Source organism: Rhizohabitans arisaemae (assembly GCF_025996515.1).
GTDB classification, from domain to species: domain Bacteria; phylum Actinomycetota; class Actinomycetes; order Streptosporangiales; family Streptosporangiaceae; genus Rhizohabitans; species Rhizohabitans arisaemae.
Window position 1 is genome coordinate 75,562 of record NZ_BLRH01000029.1, and the last position, 20,457, is coordinate 96,018.

20 protein-coding genes are annotated in these 20,457 nt (G+C 68.4%); 4 read left to right on the forward strand and 16 right to left on the reverse strand.

The genetic code is table 11. The features are described 5' to 3' along the window. Positions 1–68: 68 nt before the first annotated feature. Positions 69–218 carry a hypothetical protein gene (locus RUR_RS11810; protein ID WP_283135031.1) on the reverse strand — a complete coding sequence of 50 codons (150 nt, stop codon included), beginning with the start codon at positions 216–218 and terminating at the stop codon, positions 69–71. 476 nt (positions 219–694) lie between these two features. Here RUR_RS11810 and RUR_RS11815 point away from each other — a divergent pair, with 476 nt between their 5' ends. Next, on the forward strand, positions 695–1,153 hold the full coding sequence (locus RUR_RS11815; protein ID WP_283135032.1) for a hypothetical protein: 459 nt from the start codon (positions 695–697) through the stop codon (positions 1,151–1,153). Further along, the gene (locus RUR_RS11820) at positions 1,150–1,287 is read left to right on the forward strand and encodes a hypothetical protein (RefSeq protein ID WP_283135033.1); all 138 of its coding nucleotides are present in this window, start codon (positions 1,150–1,152) and stop codon (positions 1,285–1,287) included. Before RUR_RS11815 ends, RUR_RS11820 begins: the two co-directional genes overlap by 4 nt. A gap of 21 nt (positions 1,288–1,308) precedes the next feature. Here the strand turns inward: RUR_RS11820 and RUR_RS11825 are convergent, their stop codons facing one another. Then, entirely contained in the window at positions 1,309–1,797 is a 489-nt protein-coding gene (locus tag RUR_RS11825; protein ID WP_283135034.1) for a TIGR03618 family F420-dependent PPOX class oxidoreductase, read from the reverse strand. 36 nt (positions 1,798–1,833) lie between these two features. Further along, a complete protein-coding gene (locus RUR_RS11830) occupies positions 1,834–3,309 on the reverse strand; it encodes an MFS transporter (protein ID WP_283135035.1) in 1,476 nt (491 codons plus the stop codon). A 282-nt stretch (positions 3,310–3,591) separates the two neighbouring features. Here RUR_RS11830 and RUR_RS11835 point away from each other — a divergent pair, with 282 nt between their 5' ends. Then, positions 3,592–4,335 carry an MBL fold metallo-hydrolase gene (locus RUR_RS11835; RefSeq protein ID WP_283135036.1) on the forward strand — a complete coding sequence of 248 codons (744 nt, stop codon included), beginning with the start codon at positions 3,592–3,594 and terminating at the stop codon, positions 4,333–4,335. A gap of 11 nt (positions 4,336–4,346) precedes the next feature. Here RUR_RS11835 and ptsP read toward each other — a convergent pair whose 3' ends face one another. Genes ptsP through RUR_RS11875 form a run of 8 tightly spaced genes read right to left on the reverse strand, consistent with a single transcriptional unit; the run spans position 4,347 to position 10,907 of the window. Then, complete coding sequence (gene ptsP, locus RUR_RS11840) at positions 4,347–6,023, reverse strand: phosphoenolpyruvate--protein phosphotransferase (protein WP_283135037.1); 1,677 nt, start codon at positions 6,021–6,023, stop codon at positions 4,347–4,349. Beyond that, positions 6,016–6,303, reverse strand: coding sequence for an HPr family phosphocarrier protein (locus tag RUR_RS11845; RefSeq protein ID WP_283135038.1), 288 nt, complete (start codon positions 6,301–6,303; stop codon positions 6,016–6,018). Before RUR_RS11845 ends, ptsP begins: the two co-directional genes overlap by 8 nt. After that, complete coding sequence (locus tag RUR_RS11850) at positions 6,296–7,306, reverse strand: zinc-dependent dehydrogenase (protein ID WP_283135039.1); 1,011 nt, start codon at positions 7,304–7,306, stop codon at positions 6,296–6,298. The genes RUR_RS11845 and RUR_RS11850 overlap by 8 nt, the downstream gene beginning before the upstream one ends. Next, positions 7,303–7,719 carry a PTS mannitol transporter subunit IIA gene (locus tag RUR_RS11855; protein WP_283135040.1) on the reverse strand — a complete coding sequence of 139 codons (417 nt, stop codon included), beginning with the start codon at positions 7,717–7,719 and terminating at the stop codon, positions 7,303–7,305. Before RUR_RS11855 ends, RUR_RS11850 begins: the two co-directional genes overlap by 4 nt. After that, on the reverse strand, positions 7,712–8,011 hold the full coding sequence (locus tag RUR_RS11860; RefSeq protein WP_283135041.1) for a PTS lactose transporter subunit IIB: 300 nt from the start codon (positions 8,009–8,011) through the stop codon (positions 7,712–7,714). Before RUR_RS11860 ends, RUR_RS11855 begins: the two co-directional genes overlap by 8 nt. Beyond that, positions 8,008–9,162 (reverse strand): mannitol-specific PTS transporter subunit IIC, encoded by a 1,155-nt coding sequence (gene mtlA, locus RUR_RS11865; RefSeq protein WP_283135042.1) that lies wholly within the window; start codon positions 9,160–9,162, stop codon positions 8,008–8,010. The genes RUR_RS11860 and mtlA overlap by 4 nt, the downstream gene beginning before the upstream one ends. A gap of 51 nt (positions 9,163–9,213) precedes the next feature. Then, positions 9,214–10,149: a 1-phosphofructokinase gene (gene pfkB / locus RUR_RS11870; protein ID WP_283135043.1), complete on the reverse strand. Its 936-nt coding sequence runs from the start codon at positions 10,147–10,149 to the stop codon at positions 9,214–9,216. Further along, positions 10,146–10,907, reverse strand: coding sequence for a DeoR/GlpR family DNA-binding transcription regulator (locus RUR_RS11875; RefSeq protein WP_283135044.1), 762 nt, complete (start codon positions 10,905–10,907; stop codon positions 10,146–10,148). Before RUR_RS11875 ends, pfkB begins: the two co-directional genes overlap by 4 nt. An 899-nt stretch (positions 10,908–11,806) precedes the next feature. Between RUR_RS11875 and RUR_RS11880 the strand changes: the two genes are divergently transcribed. Continuing rightward, positions 11,807–14,095: a LuxR C-terminal-related transcriptional regulator gene (locus tag RUR_RS11880; RefSeq protein WP_283135045.1), complete on the forward strand. Its 2,289-nt coding sequence runs from the start codon at positions 11,807–11,809 to the stop codon at positions 14,093–14,095. Between the two features lie 12 nt (positions 14,096–14,107). On the opposite strand, the gene RUR_RS11885 is transcribed toward RUR_RS11880, so the two are convergent. Genes RUR_RS11885 through RUR_RS11905 form a run of 5 tightly spaced genes read right to left on the reverse strand, consistent with a single transcriptional unit; the run spans position 14,108 to position 20,454 of the window. Further along, a complete protein-coding gene (locus tag RUR_RS11885) occupies positions 14,108–15,433 on the reverse strand; it encodes a M16 family metallopeptidase (protein WP_283135046.1) in 1,326 nt (441 codons plus the stop codon). Continuing rightward, on the reverse strand, positions 15,421–16,692 hold the full coding sequence (locus RUR_RS11890; RefSeq protein WP_283135047.1) for a M16 family metallopeptidase: 1,272 nt from the start codon (positions 16,690–16,692) through the stop codon (positions 15,421–15,423). Before RUR_RS11890 ends, RUR_RS11885 begins: the two co-directional genes overlap by 13 nt. Before the next feature lie 15 nt (positions 16,693–16,707). Continuing rightward, positions 16,708–18,393 (reverse strand): ABC transporter ATP-binding protein, encoded by a 1,686-nt coding sequence (locus tag RUR_RS11895; protein WP_283135048.1) that lies wholly within the window; start codon positions 18,391–18,393, stop codon positions 16,708–16,710. Positions 18,394–18,421: 28 nt separating this feature from the next. Continuing rightward, positions 18,422–19,471 (reverse strand): LLM class flavin-dependent oxidoreductase, encoded by a 1,050-nt coding sequence (locus RUR_RS11900; protein ID WP_283135049.1) that lies wholly within the window; start codon positions 19,469–19,471, stop codon positions 18,422–18,424. Next, positions 19,468–20,454 (reverse strand): T3SS effector HopA1 family protein, encoded by a 987-nt coding sequence (locus RUR_RS11905; RefSeq protein ID WP_283135050.1) that lies wholly within the window; start codon positions 20,452–20,454, stop codon positions 19,468–19,470. The genes RUR_RS11900 and RUR_RS11905 overlap by 4 nt, the downstream gene beginning before the upstream one ends. Positions 20,455–20,457: the final 3 nt, after the last annotated feature.

Sequence of the window (20,457 nt, forward strand, 5' to 3'; positions counted from 1 at the left end):
CAATGATGGCACTTGTCACCCATGCCCTTGAAGCGGAGGCTGTCTGCCTTGGGTGGGTGAGGTGGTTCTCAGGCGGTCGCGAGTCCACTCCGCGTGGCGAGCCGCCGTACGGTGGCCTGGATCAGAGCCTTTACCAGGTGGACGACGAGCGCCTCAAGTGCGATGACCGCCGCCTTCGCGAGCAGCGAACCAAGGAAACCGGGCATTGGATACCTCACATCGATGATGATATGGACATCTCATACTAAAGTCTATTTTTCGGACATAAGCGACATTCTGCTGTCTGTTTGGTGAACTTCCGGTGACGCCTTGGTCTGGTCGGGTCGGCTCTTGCTCATCCAGGGGTCCGGGCGCCTGGGTTCTTCGGGTGTGTGCTGGGGCTCGGCAACAGGCGTGACCTCTCCACTCGTGTCGCCAAGGTCATCAAACCCCGACATTTTGGCATATATGGCATCAAAAGTTGATGTTGATCATGCTTCTGTCGACCCAAGCGGGAATGACCGCAAAGTCGAAGGTTCCCGGGCCGCCACCTGTCGGGAGACGCCCCCACGTGGCAGAGGGTCACGTGGCGATCCCACAGCGGTAAGCCGAATGGGAGGTCACGTCCCGTACGTGTTCGCGGTCCCGGTGAGCAGGGTCCAACGGCTCCGGCGACTGGGGCGACGAGTGGAACCGATGAGGAACGGAGGGGGCAATGACTGTCACCGATACCAGGAAGCCGGCTGTGAAGGGCACCGCCAAAAGGACCGCGGTGGCGGACGAGGCGGAGAAAGATCTGCTGGAGCTCGACCTGCCGATGGTCAGTCTTCAGGTGCACCGCCCGCACATGCACGTTCCGCACGTAGACACCTCGCTGGCCAGTCGCGTGGTGCGAATGGGCAGGTCGGCGCTGCCGTCGCCGGAGCGCCTGGTCTACTACGGCGGACTCGGCGCGCTCGCCGTCCTCGGCGTGATCGAGTGGCCGGTCGCGGCCGTGGTCGGCGTGGGAACCATAGTCGCGTCCCGGGCCAGGACTGCCAGGAGAACGGCCAAGCCGACCGCCAAACCGACTGCCAAACCGACTGCCAAACGGACCGCCAAGCCGACCGCCAAGCCGACATCGACGACCGCCAAGTCGAGGACCGCCACGAAGCGCGTCCGCAAACACGCTTGATCTGGCAGGGCTACTGCGTGTTCCCGGACGCCACCTGCGAAGCCCGCATCGATCACCGGGTGGTCTCCCAGGCCGAGGTGATCGCCACCGACGGCCCGCCACCGCCGGACTCCGGCACGGGTGGGGGCCGTTGAGGGGTGGGTCGCCAGGTTCGTTTAGGAGGGGATGTCCAGCGCAGTGCCGTACAAGCGTGACACTCGCAGTCTGATCACCACGCGTCGCTCCTTCACCGCCTGCCTGAGGAACGCCGCTTCCTGCGCCGGGTCCTCGAAGCCCGGGGTGAGGGCCAGGAGTTCCCGGCCGATCGCGTCGCCGGGTGTGGCCGTCACCTCCGACACCTCCGCGTCGCCCTCGGCGACGGCGAACGACCAGACGTCCGGCCCACTCACGTGGAGGGCGAGGCGGGGGTTGTTGCGTACGTGACGCGTCTTGATGCGGTCGTCCGTCGTGGAGATCCGGACGATGCGCTCGGCGGGATCCCAGTTGTAGAGGATGGTGGACAGATGGGGGTGGCCGCTGCGCTTGACGGTCGCCAGTACGCCGAACTGCTGCTTGCCGAGCAGGCTGGTCAACTCGTCATCGGTGAGGATCCGCGGCGCGGGTCCGGCTGCCGACTCGTTTTCATTTACGGTGAACTCGGTCATGGGGATACATCCTGTCTGTGCGAGGTGGGTGGGGGGTCAGGCAATCGGGGTGGGCAGGGGAGCGTCCGTGCCGGTGGCGCCTGGACGGGGCTGCCGTAGAACGAGGAGCGCGACGGCGAAGGCGGCCACCAGCAGCGCCGCGGCGACGGTGAAGGCCACGTGGTAGCCGCCGGTCAGCGCGGCGGCCTGGCTCCGGCCGGCGTCCAGCAGCTGCTCGGTGCGTGAGGCGGCCAGCGTCGACAGCAGGGCGACGCCGACGGCCATGCCGACCTGCTGGGTGGTGTTGAACAGCCCGGAGACCAGGCCCGCGTCGTCGGCCTTGGCACCGGACATGCCGAGGGCGGTCAGTGCGGGCAGGACCAGACCGCCGCCCGCGATGAGCAGCATGACCGGGAGCAGGTCGGTGACGTAGTCCGCGTTCACCGGTACGCGGGTGAGCCAGCCCATCGCCGCCAGGAGGAGCACCAGCCCCGCGAGCAGGACGGGGCGTTCGCCGAAGCGGGTGCTGAGCCGAGCCGAGACGAACAGGGAAACGGCGCCGATGGACACCGCCGCGGGGAGCATCGCCAGGCCGGTGGCGAGCGCGCCGTAGCCGAGAACCTTCTGCATGTAGAGAGCGACGATGATCTGGAAGGCGAACATGGCCGACAGGGTCAGGATCTGGGTGAGGTTGGCGCCCGAGACGTTGCGTGAGCGGAAGATGCGCAGAGGCATGAGCGGGGTCTTGGCGGTCGCCTGCCGGACGACGAAGCCGGCCAGCAGCGCGAGCGACACCGCGCCCAGGCCGAGGGTGTGCGCCGCGAGCCAGCCGTACTCCTCGATCTTGACCACCGTGTAGATGCCCAGCATCAGGCCGCCGGTGACCAGGGCGGCACCGATGACGTCGGCCCCTGCGGAGAGTCCTGCGCCGCGCTCGCCCGGCAGCACCCGGATCGCCAGCCCGATTGTGGCCAGCCCGATCGGCAGGTTGATGAGGAAGATCCAGTGCCAGCTGAGCGCGTCGGTGAGCACGCCGCCCAGGACCTGGCCGATCGAGGCGCCGGCGGCGCCGGTGAAGCTGAAGATTCCGATCGCCTTCGCGCGCTCCCCGGTCCCGGGGAACAGCGTCACGAGGATGCCCAGGACGACCGCGGCGGCCATGGCGCTGCCGACGCCTTGCAGGAACCGGGCGGCGATCAGCATGCCCGGCCCGGTGGCCGCTCCGGCCAGCAGTGACGCGACGGTGAAGACCGCGTTCCCCGCCAGGAACATGGACTTTCTGCCGATGAGGTCGCCCAGCCGACCGGCCAGGAGGAGCAACCCGCCGAAGGCGATCAGGTACGCGTTGACGGTCCAGCTCAGTCCGGCGGGGGAGAAGCCCAGATCACGCTGGATGGCCGGCAGTGCGACGGTCACGATGCTGCCGTCCAGGATCGTCATCAGCGACGCCGCCGCCAGTACGGCGAGGGCGGTCCAGCGTGATCGGGGTGCGCTCGGACGGGTTGACGGAAGGGAAGTGGCGTGGGATGGCATGGCCGTCTCCTGTTCGCAGGGAAGCAAGAGAGACCATAGCAGATAGTTTTGTTGTAGACGATCTGCCTCGGACCTTTACTCGCCCGACGGGATCGCCGTACGGCCGAGTGGATGTGGTTCTAGCCGACACATAACGGGTGCGTGACCCCAAGGCGGTGGGGTGCGAGCCGCGAGAATAGGTCGTCGCATGAGCTTTGGTCGGTTCGGCAGGCCTATCGGTGCTTGTTCGCTTTTGTACCGAATCTCGGTCGTGACTGTGAGCCGGCGATTAGAGTCTCGTGAATGCTGCTGACGATTCTCGGGGGATGCGGTGCGTGGCCGGGGGCGGGTCAGGCCTGCAGCGGTTACCTCGTGGAACACGACGGGTTCAGGCTGCTCGTCGACCCCGGATACGCGACGGTGCCGCGGCTGCTGGAACGGGTCGCCGCCGATCAGATCGACGCCGTGTTCGTCAGCCACGGACACCCCGATCACTGCGCCGACCTGAACCCCCTGTTGCGGGCGCGTGCGTTGCGCGACGACCCGCCGGCGCCGCTGCCGGTGTATTCGCCGCCCGGCGCCTTGGACGCGGTACTCGCGCTGGACCGCCCGGGGATGCTGGCCGACGCCTACGTCCTGCGTGAGTTCACCGCCGGTGACCGGCTCGGCATCGGCCCGTTCGACGCGTGGACCCGTCTGCTCCCGCACTCGGTCCCCAATGCCGGGGTACGGCTGACAGCGGGCGACCGGGTGCTCGCCTACACCGGCGACTCCGGCCCGAGCCCCGATGTGGTGGAGCTGGCGCGTGGCGCCCACCTGCTTCTGCACGAGGCCACCTATGCCGACAGGGTCCCGGAGGGTTCGCAGCGCCACCTGTCGAGCGCGCGGGAGGCAGGCCGGCAAGCCAAGGAAGCCGGCGTCCGGCACCTTGTGCTGACGCACCTGCAGCCGGGCACGGACGCCGTGGCCGCGCAAGCAGCCGCCGGAGCCGGATACGACGGCGAGATCGGCGTCGCCGTTTCCGGCCTCGCCGTCGATCTTTCCTGAGCAGGGATCCCTCAGGCTTCGACCGCGTTAGCGCCGGACGGCCGTGGCTTCCACCGCCGGTCGTGTCTCTCCCGGAATCCAGCCGACAGGGCCTGCTCGGCCAGGACCCGGCACTCCTCGAAGGTCACCCCCGCCAGCGACTCCCGGACGGCGGGGACGCTCGCGGCCGACATCGACAGGCTTGTCACGCCCAGCCCGGCGAGCACCGGTGCCAGCCGCGGGTCGCCCGCCGCCTCTCCGCACACGCCCACCGGTTTGCCCGCGTCCCGTCCGGCCCGGGCGCAGTCGGCGACCAGCCGGAGCAGGGCGGGTTGCCCGGGGTCGAGCAGGTCGGCCAGGCCGGGGTGCATGCGGTCGGCGGCGAAGGTGTACTGGCCCAGGTCGTTGGTGCCGACGCTGAGGAAATCCACGTACTCCAGCAGCAGGTCGGCCAGCAGGGCTGCGGCGGGGATCTCGACCATCGCGCCGACCCGGGTCAGGCCGTGCGCCCTGGCCCGCTCGGCGAAGTCCCGCGCCTCCTGCCAGGTGGCGACCATGGGTGCCATGACCCAGACCTCGCAGTCCCCCGCCGCCTGGGCGATGGCCGCGAGCTGGGTGTCGAGTACGGCCGGCCGCACGCGATCCACGCGCAGGCCGCGGAGGCCGAGGGCGGGGTTGGGTTCCGGCGGCAGGCCCAGGAAGGGCAGTGGCTTGTCGGTGCCGGCGTCCAGGGTGCGGACCACGACCTTGGGCGAACGTTCGAAGACCGCCGCGTAGGCGGCGACCTGCTCGTCGAGGGAGGGCGGGGTGCGGCGGTCCAGGAAGAGGAACTCGGTGCGGAACAGCCCGACCCCCTCACCGGCGCCGTCGCGCAGGTCGGCGGCCGAGCCGACGTTGAGCAGCAGGGGCACCGGGTGGCCGTCGGCAGTGCGCCCCGGGCCGCGGCTCGCCGCCAGCCTGGCGCGTTCCAGGCCGTGCCGTACCCGTATCTCCTGGGCGAAGGCCTCGCGGATGCCGGTGTCGACCCGGCCCGTGTCGCCGTCGACGGCCACCGGGTCGCCGTCGGCCAGGGCTGCCGCACCGGGGCAGGCCACGATCGCGGGCACCCCGCGTGCCCGGGCGAGGATCGCGGTGTGGCTGGTCGGGCCGCCCTGCTCGGTGACGATCGCGAGCACCTCGGGGCCGAGGGTGACGGTGTCGGCGGGGGACAGGTCCGCGGCGACCAGCACGAAGGGATGTCCCGGGGAGGGGATACCCGGCATGGGCAGGCCGAGTACGGCGGCGACCGCCCGGTTGCGCAGGTCGTCCAGGTCCGCGGCGCGTTCGCCGAAGTAGCCGCCCAGGGCGACCAGCTGTTCCCGATGTGCGGCGAAGGCGGCGTCCAGGGCGTGGGCGGCGTCCAGGCCTTCGCTCGCCAGGCGTTCGGCTTCCTCGCGCAGCATCGGATCGGCCGCCATCATGGCCTGGGCTTCGAGGATCGCCACCGCCTCGGCCGAAGCAGCCGCACCCGCCCTGCGCTCCAGCTCGGCCGCGACCGCTTCCAGCGCGGCGCCCACCGCCTTGACCTCGGCAGGCGGGTCGACGACCGGTCGCCGGGCGGGCAGCTCCGGCGGTGCGGCCATACGGGCGACCGGGCCGGCGGTGTGGCCCGGACTCACACCGATCCCGAGCAGCGAGCCGGGTGGCTCCGCCGGCGGTGGCTCACTCATCGCGGGCCTCCCCCTGCTCGGTATCCGCGTCCAGGTCCGTGGCAAGCAACGCGACGAGCGCGTCGAGCGCCGCCTCGTCCTCACCGGACAGCGTCACGACGGTCCCCTGCACCGCCCCGAGGGACAGCACCCCCAGCATGCTGTTGGCGGGCACCTGCTTACGGTCCCCGACACGGATCTTGACGGGTACGCCGAGCCGCATCGCCTCCTGGACGAAGAGCTTGGCCGGTCGGGCGTGCAGCCCGCTGCGCGAGGCGACGGCGACGGTCCGTTCAGGCATGGGAACCCCAGGGCTCGATGGTGACCTTGATGGCGTCGCCTCGGGCGAGCAGGTCGATCGCGTCCAGGACGCCCTCCAGCGGCAGCCGGTGGGTGATGAGGTCGGCGACCGGCACCGAGCCGGAGGCGATGAGGGACAGCGCGGCGGCGTTGTGCGCGGGGGAGGAGCCGTTCGCGCCGACGATGCGCAGCTCCCGGTAGTGGACCAGGTTGGCGTCGATCCGTACGATCGGGTCGTCCTTCGGCAGTCCCCCGAAGAAACTGATGCGCCCCTGCCGGGCGGTCATGGTGATCGCCTGCTCCTGGGCGGCGCCCGAGGCGGCGGCCGTGACGACCACATCCGCACCGCGTCCGGCGGTGAGCTTGAGCACCTGCTCGACGGCGTCGCCGTCGATCGCGGCGTCCGGCTGGACCAGGTCCGCCGCGGCGGCCAGCCGTACCGGGTTGATGTCGGTGAGGAAGACGCGGGCCGCGCCGCGCGCCCGCGCCAGCCGTACATGCAGGCAGCCGATCGGCCCGGCACCCATGACCACCACGTCGTCGCCCTCGCCCACGCCGGCCAGTTCCTGGCCGTTGAGCACACAGGCCAGCGGCTCGGCGACCGAGGCCTCGGCGAAGGAGACGCCGTCCGGGATGCGGTTGACCCCGCCGACGGCAAGGACCTTGCCCGGGACCGCCATGTACTCGGCGAACCCGCCGTCGTAGTGGTAGCCCATGGACTCCTGGTTCGGGCAGACCGTCATCCGGCCGCGCCGGCACTCGGCGCAGGTGCCGCACGGGATGGCCGCGATGACCTGGACGCGCTCACCGGTGCCCACCACCTCACCGGCGATCTCGTGGCCCATCACGCGCGGCGGCCGGATGTGGTGGTGGCCGTGACGGTAGATCTTGTTGTCGGTTCCGCAGGTGGAGCAGTTGCGTACCTTGACGACCAGGTCGCCGGTCGGCTCCGGGGCCTCCTCGATGCGCAGGTCGCCGGGGGCGTGGAAACGGGCGACCTTCATGCCAGCTCCTTCAGTACGGTCTCGACGTCGACGGCCTCGCGCAGGGCGCGGGCACGCTCCGGGTACAGCAGGATCTCGGCCAGTTCGGCCAGCAGAGCCACGTGTCCGTCGCCGCGGGCGGCGATACCCACGCAGAGGCTGACCCGCTCGCCTTCCCAGTCGACCCCGCCGGGGAAACGCACCACGCAGACGGCGTCGCGCAGCACCGCCTCGCGGTTCAGGCCATGCGGGATGGCGACCTGCTCACCCACATAGGTGGAGATCGAGCGCTCGCGCTCCAGCATGGAGGCGATGTACGGCTCCGCGGCCGCGCCGATCTCGACCAGCAGGCGGCCGCATCGCTCGACGGCTTCCTCGCGGGTGGCGGCGTGCTCGTTCAGGAGTACGGCTCGCGCCTCCAGCACCTCACGCACCGAGGTCCCCGCCCTTCTTGAGCGTGTCGACCAGCCGCGTGACCGCGGGGTCACCAAGGAAGATCTGGAAGGGGATGACGAGCTTGCCCGGCGCGGCGGCACGGGCGCGGGCGGCCAGCCCGGCGTGGGTGAGCACCACGTCGGCGTCGGCCGGGATGGCGTCGACCGGGGTGTGCTCGACCTCCACCGGCAGGCCTTTGAGCTGCTTGCGCAGGGTGGCGGCGAGCATCACGCTGCTGCCCATCCCGGCGTCGCAGGCGACGATGACTTTGCGGACGTCCTTGGCGTTCATGCGCCGGTCTCCCTGGTGGCCGAGGTGTCGGTGACGGGCTCGCGGGGCTCGGGTCCCGCGGCAGGGTTGTCGGATTGCTGTGATTCCGCACCCTCCTGGGCCTTCTCACCCCTGCCGAAGCCCAGCAGGAGCGAGGCCAGGGCGAAGGTGACGCCAGCGGCGATGACGATACCGAGGATCACGCCGAACCAGCCGCCCCTGGGGGTGACGGCCAGGTAGGCGAAAATACTGCCCGGCGAGGGGGTGGCGACCAGGCCGGCGCCGGTGATCAGGAAGGTGAAGACGCCTGCCGCACCGCCCGCGATCACGGCGAGGATCAGCCGCGGCTTCATCAGCACGTAGGGGAAGTAGATCTCGTGGATGCCGCCGAAAAAGTGGATGATCATCGCGGCCGGGGTGGTGGGACGCAGCAGCCTCGGGCCGAAGAGCAGGTAGGCGAGGAGCAGGCCGAGTCCCGGACCGGGGTTGGACTCCAGCATGAACAGGATCGACTTGCCGTCCTGCACCGACTGCGTGACGCCGAGGGGGCCGAGCACGCCGTGGTTGATGGCGTTGTTGAGGAAGAGCACCTTGGCCGGTTCGATGAGGACCGAGGCCAGGGGCAGCAGGTTGTTGGTGATCATCCAGGAGACCGCGTCGCCCGCGGCCTCGGTCACGACGCGGACGATCGGCCCGATGCCCAGGATGCCGAGCACGGCCATGGCGCCGCCGACGATGCCGGCGGTGAAGTTGTCGACCAGCATCTCGAAGCCGACCCGGGTGCGGTCCTGGGCGAACTTGTCGACGTACTTGATGATCAGGGCGCTCAGCGGACCCATGATCATCGCGCCCAGGAACATCGGGATCTCTGAGCCGACGACCACGCCCATGGTGGCGACCGCGCCGACGACCGCGCCACGCTGACCGTGGACCATCCTGCCGCCGGTGTAGCCGATCAGGATCGGCAGCAGATAGCTGATGATCGGCCCGACCAGCTTGGCCAAGCCCTCGTGGGGCAGCCAGCCGGTGGGGATGAACAGTGCGGTGATCAGGCCCCAGGCGATGAACGCGCCGATGTTGGGCATGATCATCCCGGCCAGATGGCCGCCGAGGCGCTGGATGGTGGCTTTGACCCCGGTCCCGTAGACCGGGGGCGTGTAGGTGTCGGCCATGGACGTCACTCCTTCGGGGGGTGAGCAACTTGGTGGACAGACGACTTCGGATCAGGGGTGCAGGGCCAGTTCGGGGTCGGGCGGGCTGATCTCCACCAGGTCCCGGCGCAGGTCGGCGGGGTGGGGCATGCGGCTGCCGGGCAGGGAGACGGCCGCGGCACCCCAGGCCAGGCCCTCGGCGAGAGCGGCCGGGCCCTGCGCGCCCGCGGCGAGGAATCCGGCGAGCATGGCGTCGCCCGCACCGACGGAGCTGCGCGGCTCGGTCACGGTGGCTCTGCCGTACCAGCAGCCCTCCTCCTGCAGCAGGAGCGCGCCGTCGGAACCCAGACTGGCCAGTACGGCTCGCGCCCCGGCGGCCCGCAGCTTCTCCGCCGCCTCGACCACGTCGCCGAGCCTGGTGATGGCCAGTCCCGTCGCCTCGGCCAGCTCCTCCCGGTTCGGTTTGACCAAAGCGGGCCCGGCCCCGAGGGCGCAGCCGAGCGCCGGGCCGCTGGTGTCGACGGCGACGAGGATGCCGGCGTCGGCGAAGCGGCGGCCGAGGGTCGCGTAGACCTGGGCGGGCACGCCGGGCGGCAGGCTGCCGGAGACGACCGCCCAGTCCGCCGAGTGGGCGGCGCCGAGCAGGGCCTCGGCGATGAGGTCGAGCTCCATGCCGCTCAGCGCGGTGCCAGGCTCGTTGATCTTGGTGGTGGTGCCGTCGGGCTCGGCGAGGGTGACGTTGGAGCGGGTCGATCCGCCCACCGGTACGGTCACCATGTCCAAGCCCTCGCCGTACAGGAGGTTGACCAGCCGACGGCCCTCGTCCCCGCCGTAGGGCACCACGGCGCAGGAGGCGACGCCGTTGGCCAGCAGCGCGCGGGAGACGTTGACGCCCTTGCCGCCCGGGTCGATCCTGGCCGCGGCGGCTCTGATGACCGCGCCGCGCTCCAGCGAGGCGATCTCGATGGTCCGGTCCAGGCTCGGGTTGAGCGTCAACGTGAGGATCATGCCCGGATCACCTCGGGACCGGCCGCGGCCAGCCGGGCGGCGTGGTCCGGGGTGACGCCGGTGTCGGTGATCAGCACGTCGATCTCGGCGAGGGTGGCGAAGCGGGCCAGGTGGGTGCCGGCGAACTTGGTGTGGTCGGCCAGCAGCACGCTGCGCTCGGCGGCCTTGATCATCGCGCGCTTGATCGCCGCCTCGGCCGGGTCGGGGGTGGTCAGCCCGGCGCTGACCGAGCAGCCGTTGGTGGCCATGAAGGCGACGTCGACGTGCAGGTGGGTGAGGGGCTGCAGGGCCCAGTCGTCCACGGTGGCCAGAGTCCGGCCGCGCACCCGGCCGCCGAGCATGATGACGTGCAGGTTGGGCCGGGTGGCCAGCACGGTCGCCAGGGGCGGGGAGTTGACCACGACGGTGAGCTCGCGGTCGGCGGGCAGCACGCGCACCAGCCGCCCGGTGGTGGTGCCGGCGTCGATGATGATCGAGCCGTCCTCCGGCAGCTCGGCCAGGGCGGCTTTGGCGATGCGTTCCTTCTCTGCGGTCATCACCTCGTCGCGCGCGGCCAGTTCGGGCTCGAAGCCCAGCCGCTCGACGGGGATCGCGCCGCCGTGCACGCGCCGCAGCACGCCCGCCCGCTCCAACGTGGTCAGGTCGCGGCGGATCGTCTCGGTGGTGACCTGGAGATCCTCGGCCAGCCGGACGACGTCGACCCGGCCCACCTCACGGGCCCGCCGCAGGATCTCCTGCTGGCGCTCCTCCGCGTACATGATGTGTGTTCCTCCACCGATTGGATGTTGTTTTATCTTTGTTTAGACCCATATATCTGCGAAGTCAAGACATCGCGCTGTCATCGTTGGCTGAGTCGTATGCGGCGCCACCTGTCGAGCGGCCGACAAGCCCGCCGCCTTTCCGCACACGCCCACCGGTTTGCCCGCGTCCCGTCCGGCCCGGGCGTAGTCGGCGACCAGTGTGATCCGCAAGCCGGAAGATCTGTGTGCAGTGGGGCGCAAGCCATTCACAAGATCCACCCGTGATGATCCGAGGACGTCTCCCGAGGGCGGAGAAAGTACATGGTGAGGGCACAGTGGGGATGGGCGGTGGTCCCGTGCAACGCTCGATGTGGCTGTCGCGTCGTCGACTTCAGCGGATGACGGATCACAGCTCGCGCGCGGGCCGATGTACGGTACGGAGCCGGGTGAAGCACATACCCAGGCCGCTCTCCGCATTGAGCCGCACCGCCCCTGGCGGGCTTGGCGGAGCGGTGGACCACGAACCTCCTCGAAAGCCGTGCCGCGCCGGCTATCGGATCACTCATTGCACGGGGTCGGTCAGGAACTCCCCTACGGCGGCCGGACGCCTTGGCCATGCTGGGAACGAGAGCCGGTCGAGGTCGGTCAAGGCCTCGAGGATGCGCCCCAACCCACGAGACCCCTTGGGGGAGCAGCACAAGCCGATCAGGGCGAGGAGCCGCCGTCGGCCCGATCTCGGCTGCTCGATGTGGGTGGAGACGGTGGTGGCTCGTCACATTTGACTGCCGGCGACCTGAGCCGGGTGTCGGCTGGGCGTTTGGGAGCAGCCGGTGTTCAAACTCCTCGCCAGGCGGGTCGCCACCGTTCTTACCGCTTGAGGAGCACGTCCGCTGCAGGATCGAAGAAAGGATCGCGCGATGATTGCCGACATCCACCAGGCGGAGGAGCCATGGTTGGATCAGGTGGAACAAGTTCTACAGGTTCCGGATCCTCCCCAAACAGGTGACGTGCTAAGGGCCATTCAGGTCTTGCTCGCCTGCTCCGACAGCCGGACGCTCGGGCTTACGGGTCCCCCCGGCATCGGTAAGACCGCAGTGCTGACCCGTGTGGGCGAGTATCTGGCCGTGGCTGATGGCGTCGCGCTGTTCGCCGCGAATGCGGGAAGCGAGCCGTCTCACACCCTCTTCGAGCGATTGCACAGCGTCATCCACGCTGCGGATGGCGAAGCCGACCCTGAGCGCTTGGTGATCCTCATCGATGATGTCGAGCTTCTGGACGACACTCATCGACGTGGGCTACTGGAACTGCCCCACCGCCACTCATGGGTGCACGTTGTCGTTTCCGCGAACAGCAGCGCTCCGCTGGACGGGGTTCCCACCTTGCCGATACGACCGCTGCGAGGCCCGGAACAAGGCGCCGGCCTGGCGATCCTGAGTGAGGTGGCGCGATTCTTCCTGCTCTGCCTGCGACGACGTGATCCAACCTTCTCCCTCACCTTTGAGGACCTGGGCAGGGTGACACGGATCTGCGCCGTATCATTCGGTATCCCGGCGGACGTCGATACGCTCGCGGAGCTTGTCGCCCGTTACGGACTGACAGCGGTGCACGATGCGGTGACCGAGGACGTCTCCCGCAATCGACTGGGAGAGTTCATCGAAGGGGCGGAGCCACGCTCTCGCAACCTGACCAACGACGAGATGGTGGTCTTGGCGTCGATTCTCGCCATGCCTGGCGGAGCGAGCTTGGGCATCCTACGGCAGTCACTTCCCCGTTGTGACATCGACCGTTTGACAGGTTCGCTGATCGAACGGGGGCTGGTGTTCAACGCCGCTTCCGAAGCGTCCCCGTCACGTGATCGCTATCACCTACGTGTGGCGGGGTTCTCGGCCGCGAACTGGTGTGCGGGGCAGCCGGAGATATCACTCGCAGCAATCCGGCAGTCCCAGGCAGATTATCTCTCTTCCCATATCCGACGCTTGGCCGCCAATTGTTTCTCCGAGTCCCAGGGAAAGGTGCTCGACGAGTTCCAACATGAGCAGCGGAACCTACGATGCGCGATCACCGAACTCGTGGGGAACGGCCGATACGCTCAAGCTGTCGCATTGATGTCCGATGCACTTCCACTGCTGGCCCGCACCTGCGGTGTGGCGGAACTCCTTCCGCACCTCCTTCCCATCATTCGCGAGTACGACCCGACGACCGCGATGGAACGGCATGCGCTGGCACGGCTGGCCGTGCGAGTCTTCGCAATGGCCGGGGAGCAGGAGGCGGCCGCGGTATGCCTTGAGAGCCTGTGCCCCACCGGTTGGACCGACCCGGAGACGATACTCCTCCACAGCCTGGTCGTTGACGATACCGATGCCGAGTCGCTGGCGGAGTGCGTAAAAGCCGAGAGGCAACAAGGAGACCTGCGTCGGCTGACCGAAACCGTCGCGGAATATGTTGCGTGCCTGATACGGACTCGGCAGTTTGAACGGGCTGACGACGAATGCCGGTTGGCCTTGTATGAGGCCATGCGCAATGGCGACGGGTACGCCGCCGGTTCTTTGCTGTTGTGGCGGGCTGCGGCGGCGTGCGGCAAGGGGCATGGCGATGCGCGGCTGTACATCGAGCGCGCCCTGGAGAAATTCCTGCCGCTCGGACCGGCGGTGACGATGTCAGCGGTAGAAACAGTTATCGGCGGCCGGCATTCGCGCAACCTCAAGCAGGGGGGTAGGGACCTCGCAATGGTTGTAGGCTCGCTCGCCCGAGTTTATTTGGACTGCAACACGGTTTCTTGGCCAACCTTGGCCGAGACCTATTGGCAACTGTCCAAGCGCATCGGCGCGCGCTCACTGTGGCGTGGGGCAGTGGAAGGTATGGCCGCCGATCTCGTGGATCTCCTCCATGAGATCCTGCAGCGGCGTTTTAACAACAATGGGATCGGACGTTCCGTGCTCCCCGGCCAGCCGCTGTCCGAGACGCCGAACTCTCGGCTGTTGAAAGAACGCTCAAAGCTCACCACTCGCGAGTCCGAAGTGGCAAGCCTGGTTGCCGACGGACTGACCAACAAGCAGATTGCCCGTCAACTCTGCATTTCCGACTGGACTGTTATCAACCACCTCCGCCAGGTCATGCGCAAGCTCAACTGCACTTCACGGGTGCAGGTCGCACGTTGGGTACACGGCTTGGCATATGCGACCCCGTCGGCGTACTCATCAGGGTGAGGAAGCTCCGATTCAGCCGCGTTCAAGTCCGGAGAGGACGGATCCAGCCAGTGTCGGTACATCAGGGTCGAAGCGTCCGACGGCGACGACATGCAGCGAATCCGGATCAATGATGCTACGGAAGTCGGTCACCATCTGGTCCACACCCAGGGAGCCGAGGCGGTTGAGATGTTCGTCGATGAACGACTCGTGGATCCCGCATGAGACGAGTTCCACGTACTGATGGGCGACGGCCAGGGCTGACTCGTAGATCTCGGGCGCTGAGCCGACCATACGGCTGCGGACTCGCGCGAATCGCTCGGTGTCCACTGCTCCCCGGCACATCCCATGCAGGGTCCGCAGGATCGCCGCGGCAGCGTGTTCACTGCGTGCGCCGTCGACTGCGCCGTGCACCACGAACACCCCCCCGGCATGGAACGGGAGAAACCTCGCCTCGATGCCGTAGCTGAGGCCCAGGCGCCCGCGTACCTCGACGTTGAGCAGGGAATCCGGCCCTGCCCCGAGCAGTTCGGCCGCAGCTCGCGCGGAGGGCCACCGAGGGTCCAGCCGGTCGATGCCGAAGCAGCCCAGCATGAGTCTGGTCTGAGGCCCACCGGGCCCGGGACGGCACAGCAGCCGCGGGGTGCCATCGGGAACCGGTGGCCGGTCGGCGACCGGAAGGCGGCCCTGGGCCGGGTATCCCCCGAAGGCCTCGGCCGCCGCCTTGGCCGCGTCCAGCATGCCCAGATCACCGACGACTATCAGGGTCATACGCTGTGGACCGACCCGGGTTTCGAACAGCTCGGCGACATCGTCCAAGGTCAAGTGTCGCCACGCCGCCTCCGATCCACCCAGCGGGCGGCTGTAGCGGCTTGCGGGTTCAAGCACGGACTCGTTCAGGAGTTTGTTGGCCAGGCCGGCCGGGTCACTCGCCTCGAACACCCGCTCAGCGGCGATGCGGCGCCGGAGCTTGTCGAAGGAGCGGGCCGTCGGCTCGAACCGCATGAGCATCGGCACGAGCGCTCGAAACAGGCTCGGCAGCTCGGACATGGGGCAGTCGGCTACGACGACCGGGCCTCGATGGCTGCATCTGGTGGTGATCATTCCGCCGGCCTTGGCGACTTCGCTGACGAGGTCGGCTCTGGCATGCGGTGCGTCGCTGAGCATCATCGTCGCGTACGCGGCCACGACGCCCTCCACGTCGGGCGTCTCCACCTCGGTCGGCAGATCGACGACGACGGCGACGGAAGCGATGAACCGGCCGGGCATGTCCACCAGCTTTACGCGCATCCCGCTGTCGAGCAGGAGCGTGCGGGCTGCGGGAAACCGCCACACCGGCGTGGTTGTCAGACGATCCATGTGGGGTTCCCCGGGGGGTCGGTGTGAAAGGCGACCACCGAGGGTCGCGCCAGCGGGCCTGCGATGATCTCGGAGACCTGGTCGACGGTCACGGCGCGGACGGCGTCAAGCCGTCCGGTGATTCCTGACGGGTCGCCCGACCATGACTGTTCACGACACAGTTCCTCAGCACACAGGCGAGCACTGCCCAGTACGGCCAGCTGCTCCTTGCCCCGCTGGGCCTTCGCCGCGGTCAGCACATCTTCCCGAATACCGGTGCGGGCCAGGTCTCCCAGGCGGGCAGCCACCGCCTTCTCAAGGTCGTGCAGGTCGACACCCGCCGGCGCACTGATCTTGAGCAGCCCGATCGACGGACCGTCCCCGCAGCGTTCGTGTTGGGCCAGAGCACCCAGCAGCCGGTACTCGTGGACGAGATCGCTTCCGATCACGGACCACGTGGCGCCCGCCAGGGCGGTCATGACAACCTCGGAGGCCGCCGCCAGGCGCTCACGTGCTGCGGGCAGAGCGATGGCGTACCTGAGCATCCCGGTCGGCTGCCCCTCCTGCACGTCCTCACGCCGGGTCCGGCCAGAGGCCGCCGAGGCGAGTCTCCCGTCCCCGGAAGGCTGTCCGTAGGGCAACCCGGTCATGTGGCGCGCGACCAGTTCCATGGCATGTTCGGGATGAACGGGACCAATGATCGACACTACAAGTCGTGATGTCCCGTAGTGGCGTTCGATGAATCCACGAACGTCTGTCGGCGTCATCGCGGAGATCTCTTTCAGCGCGCCAAACGGCGGCTTCCCGAGCGGGTGGTCCGCACCGAACAGCAGCCGCAGGTTTCGCCGCAGTCCGGAGCCGAAGCGTGCGGGCTCCTCACGTTGGTGGATCTCTTCGAGCACGATCCGGCGGTGCCGCTCGAGGACGGCGTCCGAGAGACCCGCGGCACCGCTCTTGATCCGATCGACGGCGCCGGCCAGCAACTCGGGCAGCGCCGAGGCCGGGCCGGTCTCGAGATAGTTGGTGCACTCGTAGGCCGTGGTGGCGTGAACGGATCCCACCGGTCCGGGGGCGTCGCGTATGCCTTCGGACGCACCGGACATCACGTGTTCGACCAGATGCGCCAGACCCGATCGCCCGATGGGGTCATGGAGCGAACCCACGCTGTGCCAGACATTGAGCACGGTGAATCCCAGCAAAGGGTCGGGTCGAACGATCACGGTTACGCCGCCGGGAAGCTCTCGGCTCACCACTTCAAACGGCGGGTGCGTGGCTACCATGGCGATCTCCGCTCCCTATCCCGCCATCTGCGGCACCATCGCCGAGGTCTCGTCGACCTCGCCTTGGCTGCGCACCAGCGCCTGATAGGTCGGGCAGGTGGCGAGCAACGTCTTGTGATCGCCGACGGCCGTCACGCGACCGGCTTCCATCACGGCGATGGAGCGGGCGGCGGCGACGGTCGACGGTCGATGGGTGACGACCACCACGGCCCGATCGCGTCCGAGCCGTGTCAGCAGGTCCACGAACCGGCTCTCGTTGATGCCGTCCATGTGCGCGCTGGGTTCGTCCAACAGGAGGATCTCCGCATCGGTAAGAAGCGCACGGGCGATGGCCAGCCTCTGCTCCTCGCCTCCGGACATTTGCACACCCTGGCCGAGGACGGCGTCAAGCCCCGCTTGGAGCGTGCTCACGGCCTCCTCCAGGCCGACGGCGCGCAACGCGTCGACGAGTTGTTCGTCCGTGGGCTCGTCCCGCCTGCCCAGCGCCAGGTTCTGCCGGATGCTCATGTTGAGGACGGTCCGGCCTTGCTCGACCAGCGCCATCCGCCGCCGCGCTCGGGCGATCGGCCAGGCGTCCAGAGCGGTGCCGAGCAGTTCGACATGTCCGCTGCTGGGTTCCGCGAAACGCTCCACGAGGTTCAGGAGGGTGGACTTGCCCGCCCCTGACGGTCCGACCACGGCCAGAACACCGCTTCGCGGCACTTCGAGCGATACCTGTTCGAGCACCTGCTTGTCGCCGTAGTCGACATCGACCTCGCAGAACCTGAGGGCCGGCGCCTGGTCGGCGACCGTCGGCGCCTCCCCGTCTTCGAGCTGCTCGGCCTCCGCACCGAGCACCTCGTCGACGCGTGTGGCCGCGGCTCGTCCGACCTGGATTCGGCCGGCTCCCTGAGCGAGGGTCATCAACGGGTTCACCAACTGGAAGAGGTAAACCAGGAACGCGATGAAACTGGCCACGTCGAGCGAACCGGAGGAGAGGCGGATACCACCCACGGCGAGAACACCGATGATCGCGACTTGCTGTCCCAGCCCCATGAGCGGGCTGATCGCCGCCTGCGCGCGCGCTGCTTGGATCGCCGAGGCCGCCGCGGCGGCCGCCTCCTCCTTCAACGGCTCGACGGCACGGTCTTCGGCGTTGTAGGCCTTGACCGTAGAGATCATGGCGAAGACCGACTGAGCGGACTGCGCCAGACGACCGAGTGCCATTTGCTGGCTCTGCGCCGCCTTGCGCATCCCGATGAGGAAGGCGCGAATGGCGATCGAGGCGACCGCGAAGGTGCCGACGGTGATGGCCAGCATCACCCAGTCGAGCAGGCCCATGATGGTGAGATAGGCAGCCACCAGGATCGCCGATACCGGCAGGACGGTGACTCCGGTATCGGTGATCGCCCGCAGTTGCGCGGCGTCCGGACCGATACGTGAGACGATCTCGCCGACGCCGATGCGGTCTATCACCGGAACACGCAGGCGGATCGCGTGACGCACCACCGATAGCCGCACGTCCTCGATGGCCCGCTCGCCGACCGAGCTCAGCAGATAGGACGACCAGCCTCCGGCGAACGCCCCGGCGAGCACGCAAACCACCAGCTGGACGACCACGGCGGTCAGGTTGGTTCGCTCGTCGCCGATCGCGCTGACCATCTGTGCGATCAGCAGGGGCGCGACGATTCCCGAGGCCGCGGCCAGGAGCGCCAGCGCCACAGCGGCGGAGAGCCGGGCGCGCCGGGACCTAACCGAGCGGGACAGCAGCCGCAGCGTCGGCGAGTTCGGGGAGCGAGCCATCGGAGTCTCCCTTCTGCGCGTGCGGGGTTCGTAGCTCGGCGAGTGCGGCGAAGATCTCCCGAAGATCTTCGATGACCGCCTGCATGCCGTACATATTGCCGACGGAGCAGGGGTTGATGACGACCTCGTCGACGCCGATCGCGTGGTATTTGCTGATCTCGCCGGCGATATGGGATGGGCTGCCGTATACGTAGACTCCGGCCTGAACGAGTTCGCGTGCGCCTGATATCGGGTCGGAAGCGTCGACGTCGAGGCCGGCCTTGCGGAGCATGTCGGTGTAGTGCGGAGCCTGTAGGTGGGCCATGCTGCCGTATTGGGCGAGTAACATCGGGTTCCGCTTAGGCCGCTCCACCCCTGCGTGAATCATCGATACGATGCGCGGCGGAGTCTGCACTCCTCGCGCGCCTTCGGCGACCGCGGGCATCACGACGTTCTCGATGTAGTTCAGCGGGGTCAGCCACGTCATCGCGAGATCGCCGTGGCGGCCGGTGGCTCGGGCCATGACCGGCCGCAGCACGCCCGCCCCGATCTCCACCTTGGGTGTCTCCATCGGGGGGAGCTGCGCGTTCACGGTGAAGTGTTCACCGTTGTGGGCGACCGCCTCGTTGTTGGCGAGCCTGCGGGCGATGGAGATGTACTCTCCCACCATCGCGGCGGGCTTGGCGTAGGGTTCCCCCCGAACACTTGTGACGAATGACGGGAAAGCCGCGCCGTATCCGACGGCGACGGGTCTGTCCAGCAGCCGAGCAAGGGAACGCGCCTGAAGAGCGGCGTCATAGGGATTGCGGAGAACGGTCAGCCCCACCGACATGCCGACTGAGATCTTGCAGCCGGCACCCGCCATGTAGGCGATGGCCGGGTGCGACTCGATGCGCAGTGACTGCCCGAGCCACAGCCGTTGCGCTCCGATCTCCTGCACGAGCGACCCGAATTCAAGGATCGCGTCAGGATCGGTGGGCTGTTGCGGGAACATGAAGGACACACGGGTGGAGGTCATGACGCCGCTCCCCGCACGACGGGGGTCCAATCGGGGCTGTCGCCGTTGCGATAGGGCCGTTGCGGGTCGATGTTGGCCTCGTGGAACCCGTCGGCGACGGCCGTGTGCAGGTCGGCGTCCTCGAACAGATGCGCGGCTACCGCATGGGCGATCACCATGGTGCGGTGCTGGCCGAGGCTCATTCGATCCCAGCCGACCCGCTGGTCTCTCGGCTCCCAGCCGAAGGCCACTCCGTCGGCGATCGGACAGGTCATGAGCGAGTAGTCCGGTTTGAGTCCGGGCAGGTGCCGGACCGCCTCGACGAGGCCGTCCACCGTGTGCCAGGACTCTTCCGCGAGGTAGACGACCATGGCGTCACGCCGTGGGTACCTGCTCGCCTTCGCCAGGATCTTTGCCCGGTAGGTCGCTTTCAGCGACTCCAGGTACGTCAGGGCGGCGCGCCACACGGCCGGTGCCATCGACGACTCGTCAATGTGCAGGTACACGCGGAGGACGGGGCCCGCGGAGGAGTTGCCACCGGCCGAGCCGTTGACGAGGAAGAAGCCCGGGGAGAGCCCTGGGCGGATGGCAGGGAGCTCAAGGGTGGTCCTGGTCCCGATCTCGGGCAATGGGGACGGCCCCTCACTCCCGGGGATCCGCAGGCGAACATGGCCCACGTCAAACAGAATGTGCTGACCGAGCGGGCCGTCCAGCAGCGCTGATTTCACGACCGCCGGTGTCTTGCTGGTGCGATGCGGGGTGGCTTCGCGGAGCAGGTCCTCGAAGTCGAAGTCACGATGCAGATCGCGGTCCTCGGGCCGGATGACGGAGCCGCTGTGCCAGTGGCGGTAGAGCGCACTGCCGAGTTCTTGGCGCAGACGTTTCGCGCTGTCGTATTCGATGGTTTCATCGCCGACTGTCACACATTTTTCGGCGCGGTCGAAGTGCAACTTGTCAAGGTATCGTGCGAGGCGGTCGAGGATGCCCGGATGGGTGTCCGTCATGAC